The 12,126-nt window shown below is 57.6% G+C and carries 10 protein-coding genes; 2 read left to right on the top strand and 8 right to left on the bottom strand.

What is annotated here, in order from left to right:
• Positions 1-2: 2 nt before the first annotated feature.
• The 8 genes from C1N69_RS06850 to mntR form a co-directional block, all read right to left on the bottom strand.
• Positions 3-1,328: a PTS sugar transporter subunit IIC gene (locus C1N69_RS06850; protein ID WP_126801467.1), complete on the bottom strand. Its 1,326-nt coding sequence runs from the start codon at positions 1,326-1,328 to the stop codon at positions 3-5.
• Positions 1,329-1,379: 51 nt separating this feature from the next.
• The gene (locus tag C1N69_RS06845) at positions 1,380-2,756 is read right to left on the bottom strand and encodes a glycoside hydrolase family 1 protein (RefSeq protein ID WP_155030889.1); all 1,377 of its coding nucleotides are present in this window, start codon (positions 2,754-2,756) and stop codon (positions 1,380-1,382) included.
• Between the two features lie 147 nt (positions 2,757-2,903).
• A complete protein-coding gene (locus tag C1N69_RS06840; RefSeq protein ID WP_155030888.1) occupies positions 2,904-3,944 on the bottom strand; it encodes an aldo/keto reductase in 1,041 nt (346 codons plus the stop codon).
• Positions 3,945-4,048: 104 nt separating this feature from the next.
• A complete protein-coding gene (locus C1N69_RS06835) occupies positions 4,049-5,572 on the bottom strand; it encodes an efflux transporter outer membrane subunit (protein ID WP_094918020.1) in 1,524 nt (507 codons plus the stop codon).
• Entirely contained in the window at positions 5,572-7,143 is a 1,572-nt protein-coding gene (locus C1N69_RS06830; protein WP_104556941.1) for a DHA2 family efflux MFS transporter permease subunit, read from the bottom strand. Before C1N69_RS06830 ends, C1N69_RS06835 begins: the two co-directional genes overlap by 1 nt.
• A complete protein-coding gene (locus C1N69_RS06825) occupies positions 7,140-8,234 on the bottom strand; it encodes an HlyD family secretion protein (RefSeq protein ID WP_104556942.1) in 1,095 nt (364 codons plus the stop codon). Before C1N69_RS06825 ends, C1N69_RS06830 begins: the two co-directional genes overlap by 4 nt.
• Before the next feature lie 101 nt (positions 8,235-8,335).
• Positions 8,336-9,445: an anion transporter gene (locus C1N69_RS06820; RefSeq protein ID WP_094918017.1), complete on the bottom strand. Its 1,110-nt coding sequence runs from the start codon at positions 9,443-9,445 to the stop codon at positions 8,336-8,338.
• Positions 9,442-9,915, bottom strand: a complete 474-nt coding sequence (gene mntR / locus C1N69_RS06815; RefSeq protein ID WP_025757276.1) for a manganese-binding transcriptional regulator MntR — start codon at positions 9,913-9,915, stop codon at positions 9,442-9,444. Before mntR ends, C1N69_RS06820 begins: the two co-directional genes overlap by 4 nt.
• A gap of 183 nt (positions 9,916-10,098) precedes the next feature.
• Between mntR and mntS the strand changes: the two genes are divergently transcribed.
• The gene (gene mntS / locus C1N69_RS06810) at positions 10,099-10,227 is read left to right on the top strand and encodes a manganase accumulation protein MntS (RefSeq protein WP_014831181.1); all 129 of its coding nucleotides are present in this window, start codon (positions 10,099-10,101) and stop codon (positions 10,225-10,227) included.
• A gap of 283 nt (positions 10,228-10,510) precedes the next feature.
• Positions 10,511-12,094 carry a phosphoethanolamine transferase gene (locus tag C1N69_RS06805; RefSeq protein WP_155030887.1) on the top strand — a complete coding sequence of 528 codons (1,584 nt, stop codon included), beginning with the start codon at positions 10,511-10,513 and terminating at the stop codon, positions 12,092-12,094.
• Positions 12,095-12,126: the final 32 nt, after the last annotated feature.

Genomic DNA, 12,126 nt, shown 5'->3' with positions numbered 1-12,126 from the left:
TTTCAGTTAGTTTCTATCCCGCTGTTTTTTAACGCCACTCTCTCGGCAATTTTGAGGAAAGGCAGGTAGAAGAATACACCAAATACAATGATTGCCAACTGCACCACCACCGCCCGCCAGTCCCCCGCCGTCGCCAGCCAGGCGCTCAGGATCGGCGGTGTCGTCCAGGGGATCATCACCACGCAGCGCGACATCAACCCCAGGGTCGTACAGAGCCAGGCAAAATAGATGCCGATGGCGGGTAACAGCACAAACGGGATCATCAGCGGCAGGTTAAAGACAATCGGCAGCCCAAAAATCACCGGCTCGTTGATATTGAACAGACCCGGCGCCAGCGACAGACGCGCCACCTGCTTCGCCGACTGTTGCCGCGAGAAGATAAAGATGGCGATCAGCAGCGAGATCGTGCTGCCGGTTCCGCCCACCATGCCAAACGTCGGCACGAAGATGTTGTTGATGATGTGCGGGATCGGCTGACCATTGGCGAAGGCCAGCATGTTCTCGTTGGTGTTGATCAGCAGGAACGGTTCCAGCACCACGCTGTTGACCACCGACTGATGAATACCGAGCGTGAACAGGAAGTTGCCGAAGCTATAGATGAAAATCGTTCCCGGCAGGCTGGTGTTGATGAGCCGCAGCGGCTGCTGGATAAAGGTCGTAATGAGATGGATCAGATCCGTGTGCAGCACGTTTGCCAACAGCGCTGCCAGGATAGCAAACAGCGAGAGCGTCAGGATGGTCGGGATCAGCGCGGTAAAGGATTTGCTCACCGCCGGCGGCACGTTTTCCCCGAGCGAAATGTGCAGCGCCTTCAGCCGCGAGATAGCGATAAACAGCTCCGTCGACAGCAGACCAATCAACACGCCGGCGAAAATCCCGGTCGAGCCGATATTGGCGAAGGTCAGCACCTGCGTGACGTTTACCGTGGTCTCACTGCCGACGGGCGTGATCTGTAAGCGCATCGGCATCATGATGATAAAGCTGCTGACGGCGATAACCACTGCCGAGACCGGATTGTCGAAATCTTTGTTGCGCGCCAGCGACCAGGCAATCATCGGCGCCAGCAGCAGCGCGGCGATGTTCAGCGTGCCGTTAATGATCGCCTCGCCCCACACCTTAAAGTGGGTAAGCGTGTCGCCTTCCAGGATCCACGGAAACACCACGTTGTTCACCAGCACCGCCAGTCCGGCGAGGATGAAAATCGGCATCACCGTGGCGAAGGCGTCGCGCAGGGAGCGCAGGTGCACCTGGTTTGCCAGGCGCGCCGAGAACTCGACAAATTTGTCGACAAAGGACTGCATATGCGGTGTGATTTTTGTTTCAGACATAGCGGATAGTTCCCATCAATCAGTCACAAAAACGGCCCGGCAGCGTACGGCTTACATCTCGCGTCCGTTGGTATGGATTACCTGTTTTAACCACGCGTAGCTCTTTTTCGGCACGCGTTTCAGGTCTTTCAGGTCGTGGTTTTCACGGTTGACATAGACCACCCCGTAGCGCTTACGCATATCGCCCTGGGAGCTGAGAATGTCGATCAACCCCCAGCCGAGGTAGCCCATCACCTCTGCACCATCCTCAAATATCGCGGCTTTCATCGCCTCAATATGCGCCCGGTGGTAGTCGATGCGGTAGGTATCCTCGATGGGGTTGACGCCATCCCAGGACTCAATCACGCCAATGCCGTTTTCAATCGGGAATACCGGCATGCGCCAGTCGTTGGCGTAGCGGGTAATGATGGTGCGAAAACCGAGCGGGTCGATCTGCCAGTTCCACTCGGTGGCTTTCAGGTACGGGTTATTTTTCTCGCCGTGCAGCAGGTAATAGTTGACCGGCGTGCCCTCCGGGATCGCATCGCTGTCCAGCGTTTTACTGGCGTAATAGCTGAAGGCCATAAAGTCGTTTTTGGTGCGCGCCAGTAGCGCTAAATCCTCGGCGCGGTAGAGATCGCCAAATCCTTCCTGCTCCACCACCGCCATGACCGCCGGGCTGTAGCCCTGACCGGCAAAAACACGCAGCAGGTTCTGGTTGAGGAATTCGTCGTACTGCTGGGCGCAGAAGATATCGCGCGGTTTGCAGGTGGCCGGGTAGATCAGCTGATGCGCCAGCATGCCGCCCATCAGCTGGCCCGGGCGGGTCTGGTGCAGATACTCGGTCAGCGCCATGTGCGCCACCATCGTATGGTGCTGCAGTTCGTACAGCTCGCGCAGGGTTTTCTCCCCTTTCATGTAGCCGGAAATGCGAAACGCTTCCGGCATATGGAAGATGTTCTGCTCGTTGAACGTCAGCCAGTACTTCACCCGGTCGCCGAAGCAGTCGATCATCTTTTTGCCGTAGCGAATAAAGGCGTCCATTACCCGGCGGTCATTGAAGCCGTTGTACTCCTGTGCCAGCGCCAGCGGCATATCGAAGTGGTAGAGGCAGATCATCGGCTCAATACCGCGAGCGATCAGGTCGTTAATAAAGCGGTCATAAAACGCGATGCCCTCGTCGTTGAACGCACCGTCCCCCTGCGGGCAGACCCGGCTCCAGGAGATCTGGAAGCGGTAGCAGTTCATCCCCAGATCCTGCATCAGGTCGAAATCTTCCCGATAGCGGTGGTAGGAGTCGGTCGCCACCTTCCAGTCAGAGATGTTCTCTCCGGCTTCGCGAATATCGTAGACCGACATCCCCTTTCCGCCCTCATTCCATGCCCCTTCCGTCTGCATGCTGGATACCGAGTTGCCCCATAAAAAGTTGGCTGGTAGCTGATTGTTCATGGTCTCTCCCTATATGACTAGTCATTTAAATTTCATGACTAGTCATATAGACGAAGAGGTAAAAGCGATCAAAGAGGAGGATCGTTTTTTGTGAGCAAGGCGGGAAAAAAGCCCCGGTAAGCGAAGCGCCTGCCGGGGAAAGGAAGGTTATTGTTGTGCGAGCTGATTACGCCGATATTCCCCCTGCCGCTCCAGCATCCAGCCGGGATATTCGCGCGGCAGCGCGCTGACCGCATCAAGCTGTTTAAGCTCGTCTTCGCTTAAGCGGATCCCGGTGGCGGCAATGTTGTCATCCAGCTGTTCGACGCGTTTGGCACCAATGATCACACTGGTGACGGCTTTTTGGTGCAGCAGCCACGCCAGTGCGATTTGCGCGACGGAGATACCCTTGCTTTCGGCGATAGTGCGCATCACGTCCACGCAGTCGAAGGCGCGATCTTTATTCACCGGCGGGAAGTCGAACTCCAGACGACGACCACCGGCTTCACTCTGCCCGTCGCGGCCATATTTCCCGCTCAACAGGCCACCCGCCAGCGGGCTCCAGACCATCAGCCCGACACCTTCGCTCTGCATCATCGGCACCAGCTCGCGCTCCAGATCGCGTCCGGCGATGGTGTAATACGCCTGGAGCGATGCGAAACGCGCAAGGCCGAGACGTTCAGAAATACCGAGCGCTTTGGCAATCTGCCATGCTGCCCAGTTCGAGACGCCGATGTAGCGCACATGGCCGTGCTGCACCAGATTATCCAGCGCGTACAGCGTCTCTTCAATCGGCGTGGCCGGGTCGAAACCGTGAAGCTGGTAGAGATCGATATGATCGAGCTGCAGACGGCGCAGGCTCTCCTTCACGCTGCTAATAATGTGGTAGCGCGAGCTGCCGCGTGAGTTCACCCCTGCCGTCCCCGTTTCGCCGAATACTTTGGTAGCCACCACCACGTTTTCGCGCGGGATTTTCAGGTTTTTCAGCGCCTGACCGGTAATCGCCTCCGAGCGCCCTTCCGAATAGACGTCCGCGGTGTCGATAAAGTTGATCCCGGCATCCAGCGCGCGGCCCACCAGCTGCTCGGCCTCATTTTGCTGCAGCTGGCCAATCTTGCCCCACATGCCGCCTTCACCGCCAAACGTCATGGTGCCGAGGCAGAGTTCAGAAACAAACAGACCGGTGTTGCCCAGTTTTTGATAACGCATATGTCATTCCTCGCATGTCGATTGGGTACCCGATAGTTATACCCGCCTCTCAGCCATCGCGAATGTGGCGTTCCTGTCCGTTTCTTGCCCAATCCTCTGAAAATTTATCCGCGCGGGGCATCGCCAAAGACGGTGTAGTCCGGTAATTGCACCTGCTGATACGGCTCCCAGCCGCCACCGAGCGCCTTGTAGAGCGCCACCAGGTCAAGGGCGCTTTGCACCTGCGCCTGGGCGCGCTGCTGCTGGGCCTGCGCCAGCTGTCGCTGGGCGTCCAGCACGTCGATAAAGCTGGCGATCCCCTGCCGGTAGCTGTCGCTCGCCAGGTCAAAGGCGTTTTGCAGCGCGTCGATGGTTTTCGCCAGGCCCGCTTCACGCTGCTGATCGGTACGGTAGCTCACCAGCGCATTCTCAACATCCCCGAGCGCGGTCAGCACCGTCTGGCGATAGTCCAGCACCGCCGCCCCCTGCTGCGCGCGCGCCAGTTTCACGCTGGAGACCAGCCGTCCGCCCTGGAAGATGGGAATCGACACCTGCGGACCAAAACTGTAGAAATGGCTGCTCCAGTCGGTCAGCCAGTTGGTTTCGCTGTTTCGCAGGCCAAACTGCCCGGAAAGGGTAAAGCTCGGGAACAGCTGGGCCACCGAGACGCCGATTTGCGCCGTGGCGGCATGAAGATTCGCTTCCGCTTCACGCACGTCCGGGCGGCGTCGCGCCAGCGTCGACGGAATGCCCGTTTGTACGATATCCGGCAGGGCCGGCATCGGCTGTGCGCGTTGCAGTTCCGCATCCAGCGCGCCCGGCGGCTTACCAAGCAGGATCGCCAGACCGTTCATCGCCTGGCGCTCCTGAGCCTGATACTGCGGCAGCTGTGCTTCAAGATTGCCCAGCTGCGCCCGGGCGTTTTCGACATCCATCTGCGGTGACAGCCCGCCGCGCTGGCGGCTTTCGGTGAGATCCAGCGTCTGTTGCGCGCTTTTAATCTGCGTGTTCAGGGTGGCGATAATGCTCTGCGCCCCGCGCAGCTGGAGCCAGGCGCGGGCCACTTCCGCTTCCAGCGACACCAGCGCATCGTTACGCTGTTCAATAGCCGCTTTCTGCTGCGCTTGTGCCGCCTCGACCTGCCTGCGCACCTTGCCCCACAGGTCGATTTCCCACTGGGCGTCGAAGCTGCCCTGATAGAGGTTGATCGGCTGCGTCAGCGGTCCTAACGCGCCCCGCAGCTCAGGATCGACATTATCCAGCTGGTCATACACCCCGTGGGATTTCAGCTCCCCTTCCAGCCCGAGCTGCTGGCGAGTCGCCTGCAGATTACCGTTCACCGACGGGTAAAACGCCCCGCCCGCCTGGTTAATCTGTTCACGCGCTCCCGCGATACGCAGCACCGTTTGCTGCAGCGTCAGGTTTCCGGCGATGGCGCGTTCAACCAGGCTGTCGAGCTGCGGCGAGCCGAAGGTTTTCCACCAGCGCGGGTTGGTCGCGGCGGAGGTGGTTTGCGATTTCACCCCGCTGTCGCCTTTATCGTTCCAGTGCGTCACGGCAGGCGGCGCGGGCGGCTGATAATCCGGCCCGACGGCGCAGCCGGCCAGCAGCATCATTATCATCAGGGGGTGTAAACGTCTGTGTATCATCAGTGTGCTCCTGCACTCCCCTCGCTCTTAACCGGCGAGAGCAACAAACAAAACGGAATCAGTAACAAGGCCACCGCGCTCAGAAGGGTGAAGACGTCGATGTAGGCCAGGAAGCGCGACTGCTCAATCATGGTCTGGTACAGGCGTCCGGTGGCTATCCCGGTGGGATCCCCCACCTGGGTGGTGAAATTCTGGATCGCCTGGGCGCTCTCGCGTATCGCCTGCTGGAACTGCTCGTTAAACGGCGAGGCGTGGTACGCCAGATGCGCGCTGTGCGCCTGCGAGCGCTCGGTAATCGCCGCCGTCGACAGCGAGATCCCAACCGAGCCCGCAACGTTACGGAACATGGTAAACAGCGCCGCCGCATCGGCGTTCAGCCGTCGCGGGATCGAAATAAAGGCAATGGTGGTCAGCGGAACAAACAGGAACCCCAGCCCCAGCGACTGGGCGCTGCGAAACAGCACCAGCGTTTCGAAGTCGATATCCGGAGTGAGCGTGCGCGACCAGAAGAACGACACCGCCAGACAGGTAAAGCCAAAGGCAATAATCCAGCGCGTCTGCACCACCGGCATTAGCTTCAGCACCAGCGGGATGGTCAACACAATCAACACCGCGCCAGGGGACAGCACCAGCCCGGACCAGGTGGCGGTATAGCCCAAATCCTGCTGCGCCAGTTGCGGGATGACCACCGAGCTGCCGTAGAGGATCATCGCCATCCCCGCCATCAGCAGGCTTGAGACGGCAAAGTTGCGGTCCTTCATGCAGTGCAGATCCACCACCGGTTTTTTGGCATACATCAGCCAGTAAATGGCGCCGATAATGCCGATCAGGGTTAACACCGCGAAGGTGCGAATAAAGTGCGAGTAGAACCAGTCCTCGTCTTCGCCCCTGTCGAGCATCACCTGCAGGCAGCCGAGGCCGAGCGCGATCAGGCCGATCCCCGTCCAGTCGATGGTCAGCTTCTCTTTCGATTTACTCTCCCAGGGCGGATCTTCCAACAGCTGGTAGATCGCCAGCACCGTAACAATCCCCACCGGGATATTGATAAAGAAGACCCAGCGCCAGGAGTAGTTATCCGTGATCCAGCCCCCCAGCGTCGGGCCGAGTACCGGGGCAACGATAATCGCAATGGACGAGAGCCCAAACGCTTTGCCCCGGTCCTCGGGCTTGAAGTAGTCGAGCAGTACCGACTGCTGGGTAGGCTGCAGGCCGCCGCCAAAGAAGCCCTGCATCACGCGAAACAGAATGATCTGCCACAGCTCGGTGGCAATCCCGCACAGGAACGAACAGACCGTAAACATCACGATGCAGATCAAGAAGAACTGCTTGCGGCCGAACACGCGGCTCAGAAACGCCGAGATGGGCAGCACAATGCCGTTCGCGACCAGATAGCTGGTTAACACCCAGGTGGATTCGTCGTAGCTGGAGGAGAGCGACCCCGCCACGTGGGGCAGCGCCACGTTGACGATGGTGGTGTCGAGGATCTCCATAAACACCGCCAGCGTGACGACAATCGCCACCGCCCATGGATTACTGGCGGGTTTCCATTTGTCGTGGCTGTGATCCGTCATTCCACCGTCACCTTCGGTGCCACCGACAGCCCCAGCGGCAGCGGTTTGTTCGGATCGAGCCCCTTATCAATCACGATTTTCACCGGCACGCGCTGCACAATTTTGACAAAGTTACCGGTGGCATTTTCAGCCGGGAAGGCGGAGAAACGCGAGCCGCTCCCCTGCTGGATACTGTCGACATGTCCCTCAAGTTCCATATCCGGCCATGCATCCACGGAGACGGTGACCTTATCACCCGGCTTCATCCGCTCAAGCTGCGACTCTTTGAAGTTCGCTACGACCCACACATTGGGGGAAACCAGCGAGAACAGCGCCGTTCCCGCCTGCACCAGCGTACCGGGCTGCACGTTGCGTTTGGTGACAACGCCGTCGAACGGGGCGCGGACTTCGGTATAGGAGAGGTTCAGGTTTGCCGTTTCCAGCTGCGCTTTAGCCTGCTCGACCTGACGCTCGCGCGCTTCAACGTTGGTTTCCTGCTGACGGATTTGCAGCTGTACCTGCTCTGCCACTTCCAGCTGCGCCTGGGCGCTGGCCAGACCCGCCTGGGCGCTGCGCAGCTGCGCATTCGCGGAATCAATACTTTGCTGGGTGGTCGCACGCGGGTCGACGCCGCGCTGGCGGCGATACTCTGCCTGCGCGTTCGCCAGATCGGCCTGCGCTTTCAGCATCTGCGCTCTGGCCTCATCACGCTGGGCGGGATACTGCACTCTGGAGAGCGCCAGCTGCGCCTGGGCCTGATGCAGCTGCGCGATAGCCAGCCCAAGCTGGGCCTGAGCCTGATCGCGCTGTGCGGTGGTATCCCGCGGATCGATGACCACCAGCAGATCACCCTTTTTCACGCGCTGGTTATCGCGCACGCGCAGCTCGGTGACATAGCCTGCCGTTTTGGGGGCAATCGTCACCACGTCGCCGTCGGTGAAGGCGTCGTCGGTTGTCTCTTCGTTACGGGTTAAAAACCACCAGACCAGCGCCACAACGACCATGATCACCACGACAATGCCGAGGATGATTAACGGTTTTTTGCCCGGACGCTTACGCTCATTATTGTTTTTGTCCTGCTCGTCAGCAGGCGGATTTTGATCTTCAGCCATAGGTCAGCAACAGTCCTGTCAGTGAGCGGCATCACACTATGCCGTTCACTAAAGCTAGGACGTTGCTATACGTTTGCCAGGAAAAACTGACAAATTGCGCACTATATGAGAAGGAATATTCCGAAACCGATCGTCGCGGCCCATAACAGCATCGGGATCGACCAGAGATGGAAGCGCCACCAGATACGGCGATCGTTCGCCATCCGCAGGGCAATCAGGTTGGCAAGCGATCCAGGCAGTAGCCCAAACCCGCCAATGTTAACGGCCCAGGCCAGCAGCGTGTCCGGCGGAACGTAGTTGAGCAGCAGAATGGTGGAAGGCACGTTGCTGATAACCTGCGACAGGCCAATCGCCGTCAGCCACAGTCCCGGCTGAGACAGCGTACTGACGCTGTGCAGCACGTTTTGCAGCACCGGAAGCTGGATGAGCAGATGCACATCAATAAACATCACCATAAAGACCAGCAGCAGCGTCCAGTCCACGCTCACCAGCACGCGACGCGCCAGCACGACAAACCCCGCCGCCACGAGCAGCACGCCCGCCAGCTCATACTTCAGCTCCAGCGCGAACAGGAAGACGATGTATAGCCCAAGGCAACTCCAGACCAGACGAGGCTGCCACTGCGGGCCGGTTGTACCGCTGTGGTATTGCAGCTTTTTATCCGGAAACGCAAACCAGCAGACCGCCAGCAGCGACGCCATCATCACCAGCGCCAGCGGCGCCATCTGCCAGGTGAATGCGGCGAACGACAGCCCGGAACGTCCCCAGAGAAGGATGTTCTGTGGGTTGCCGACAGGCGTTAACAGCGAACCCGCGTTGACCGCCAGCGCTTCAAAGATGATCAGCCGGCTAACCGGGATCTCGCACAGCTTACGCAGGGTGAGCGTGAGGGGCACGATAATAAACAGCGCCACGTCGTTGGTCAGAAACGTCGACAGTACCGCGGCGGAGAAGACCATAAACAGGGACAGCCTGCGCTCGGTGGCAAAGCGGCGCACCATTTTACGTCCCAGCACGTCAAAATAGCCGCTCAGCTCGACCCCTTTGGTGAGCATCATTAAGCCGCTCAGGGTAATAATGGTGCGCCAGTCAATCGCAGCAGGCCAGGCGTGCGGCGCAAACGGCACAAAGAGGCTTAACCCTGCGCCAGTGATCAATAACAGATGAAAGAAGCGATCGCGTGCCAGGGCCTGCAGTCCAGGGATTTTCATTCAGCGGAGGGACCATATTTAAGGGTAAATTCGCGAAACTTCACCAGCGTCTCTTCGCTGACGTGGTGTTCCATACCTTCCGCATCCCGGCGGGCAATCTCCGGGCTGACGCCCAGCACCAGTAAAAAATTCTCGACAAGCTGATGGCGCTCGCGGCTCTCCTGCGCGAGTTTCTCCCCTTCTGGCGTCAGGAAAACCCCGCGCCAGGGGATCATTTCGATCAACCCCACAGAAGCAAGCCGTTTTAACATCTTCGCAACGGTTGGTTGCGACACTCCCAGCCTGGCGGCCATATCGACCTGGCGCGCTTCCCCAACCTCACGGATCAGATCGGAAATGAGTTCAACATAATCATCAATCAGTTCACGCCGGTGCGCTTCACGGACCTGGCGAAAACCTTCGACATGTTCTTCAACATTCACCAGTTGCGTCGTTTTCCTCATTGCTGGCTTACCTGCGCGACGGTTCATTGTACTTCCTCAGTGGGGTGACGCTTCCAGCGCCCGGTATCGAGAGCGCACATTGTAAACCATAGCTCTGCAAGCACAAAAAATTAACGAAATAGCCATAGCTATACAATATAGCCTGTGCTATATCTGTATGTAATGCAGTCACCCTTCACGGATCGAAGGGATCAAAAATCAGGAGGTCTTATGAACGAATTCAAGAGGTGTATGACCGTGTTTACCCACTCTCCTTTTAAAGTGCGCTTAATGCTGTTGAACATGCTGTGCGATATGTTTAACAACAAACCGCATCAGGACGACAAACCTTCCCACTAAGCGGCGTTGCGGTACGCCGCGTCATTTTCCCGTCACACTCTCGCTGTAAACTGGCTTTTAGCCGCCCTATTCCCGATCTTTTTTACGGATTTGCAATCCCCTTCGCAAAACATCTGCTTAGCAACTGTTGATATTATTTAGCGCTCGCACTATCTTCTTGCAGCCCTGCACAATTTGCGGCTCGCTGAAGCGGACCCTCATTCCCTCTCCACGCACTGTCAGGCAGGTTATGACCCTTGACGCCAGGGTGAGCACATGGCGTTTTCATCCATGATAGTGACCTATGAATTTAACCCTGATAGATACCGTTGTGACCCGCAGTCGGGCCTTAAGCCCGTGGACGGGATTTTACTTTTTGCAGTCATTACTGATTAACTTTGCACTCGGTTATCCCTTTAGCCTCCTCTACGCAGTGGCTTTTACCTGCATTCTGCACCTGCTGTGGCGAACCGCGCCACGTGCGCAAAAAGCGTTAATCGGCATTTGTTCGCTGGTTGCTGCGCTCTATTTTCCGTTTGGTCAGGCGTACGGCTCGCCAAACTTTAATACCCTGCTGGCGCTGCACTCGACCAACATGGAAGAGTCGACGGAGATCCTGACGATCTTCCCGTGGTACAGCTACGTGGTCGGGCTCTTTATCTTCGCGTTGGGCGTTATCGCCATACGTCGTCAGTCTGACGAGAAAAAATCCTGGGGTAAGATCGAAGTACTCTGTCTGGTGTTCAGCGTTGCCGTGGCGTTTGTCGCCCCCATCCAGAATATTCCCTGGGACGGCAAGCTAAGGCTCACCAATATCGGCTATCCGGTTTTCCGCTTCGTGAAAGATGTGGTGGTGAACAATAAAGAGGTGCTCGACGAACAGGCGCGTATGGCTGAGCTTTCCAATATGAAAGACACCTGGAACGTGCTGGCGGTGAAGCCGAAATATCACACTTATGTGGTGGTGATTGGTGAAAGCGCGCGTCGCGATGCCATGGGGGCGTTTGGCGGGCACTGGAATAACACCCCGTTTGCTGATTCGGTCAAGGGGACCCTGTTTACCGATTATGTCGCGGCCAGCGGCTCGACGCAGAAATCGCTCGGCCTGACTCTTAACCGGGTGGTGGATGGCAAACCCCAGTATCAGGATAATTTCGTCACTCTGGCAAACCGCGCAGGTTTTCAGACGTGGTGGTTCTCCAATCAGGGGCAAATTGGCGAATACGATACCGCCATCGCCAGCATCGCCAAACGGGCTGATGAAGTGCAGTTCCTGAAAAACGGTGATTTTGAAGCCGATAAAAACACCAAAGACGAAGCTTTGCTTAAGATGACGGCGCAGGTCTTTGCCACCCAGCGCACGCAGCCTCAGCTGATTGTCCTGCACCTGATGGGGTCACACCCGCAGGCGTGCGACCGTACTGGCGGGAAGTACGCGGAGTTTGTGCAGTCCAAAGAGACCTCGTGCTATCTCTACACCATGACGCAAACCGACGACCTGCTCAGCAAGCTGTACGAGCAGTTACGCAATACAGGCGACAGCTTCTCCATGGTCTATTTCTCGGATCACGGGCTGGCGTTTAAAGAGCGCGGCAAAGAGGTGCAGTATCTGGCGCACGATGACAAGTTCCAGCAGAACTTCCAGGTACCGTTTATGGTGCTGTCGAGTGATGATAAAACGCACCGCATCATTAAAGCGCGTCGTTCGGCAAATGACTTCCTGCAGTTCTTCTCGCAGTGGACGGGGATTACTGCCGGACAGATAAAAAATGTTTACCCGTTTGTCTCAAACAAGAAAGCGCCCCCAGTGTACGTTACCAACTTCAAGTTACAGAAAGTTGACTACAACCATCTGGGTACGGATATTTTTGATATTAAGAGTAAGTAAGCTGTGCCGTTTCGTGCGGCCTGATGCCCTCA

The organism is Enterobacter sichuanensis (assembly GCF_009036245.1).
In the GTDB taxonomy this organism is placed as follows: Bacteria; Pseudomonadota; Gammaproteobacteria; order Enterobacterales; family Enterobacteriaceae; genus Enterobacter; species Enterobacter sichuanensis.
Note: the sequence above shows the minus strand (reverse complement) of the source record. Positions and strands in the feature narration are given on the sequence as shown.

What these genes read in the sequence shown, in the direction of transcription:
- C1N69_RS06850 (WP_126801467.1), bottom strand. Translation starts at nt 1,328, where the DNA reads ATGTCTGAAACAAAAATCACACCGCATATGCAGTCCTTTGTCGACAAA.
- C1N69_RS06845 (WP_155030889.1), bottom strand. Translation starts at nt 2,756, where the DNA reads ATGAACAATCAGCTACCAGCCAACTTTTTATGGGGCAACTCGGTATCC.
- C1N69_RS06840 (WP_155030888.1), bottom strand. Translation starts at nt 3,944, where the DNA reads ATGCGTTATCAAAAACTGGGCAACACCGGTCTGTTTGTTTCTGAACTC.
- C1N69_RS06835 (WP_094918020.1), bottom strand. Translation starts at nt 5,572, where the DNA reads ATGATACACAGACGTTTACACCCCCTGATGATAATGATGCTGCTGGCC.
- C1N69_RS06830 (WP_104556941.1), bottom strand. Translation starts at nt 7,143, where the DNA reads ATGACGGATCACAGCCACGACAAATGGAAACCCGCCAGTAATCCATGG.
- C1N69_RS06825 (WP_104556942.1), bottom strand. Translation starts at nt 8,234, where the DNA reads ATGGCTGAAGATCAAAATCCGCCTGCTGACGAGCAGGACAAAAACAAT.
- C1N69_RS06820 (WP_094918017.1), bottom strand. Translation starts at nt 9,445, where the DNA reads ATGAAAATCCCTGGACTGCAGGCCCTGGCACGCGATCGCTTCTTTCAT.
- mntR (WP_025757276.1), bottom strand. Translation starts at nt 9,915, where the DNA reads ATGAACCGTCGCGCAGGTAAGCCAGCAATGAGGAAAACGACGCAACTG.
- mntS (WP_014831181.1), top strand. Translation starts at nt 10,099, where the DNA reads ATGAACGAATTCAAGAGGTGTATGACCGTGTTTACCCACTCTCCTTTT.
- C1N69_RS06805 (WP_155030887.1), top strand. Translation starts at nt 10,511, where the DNA reads ATGAATTTAACCCTGATAGATACCGTTGTGACCCGCAGTCGGGCCTTA.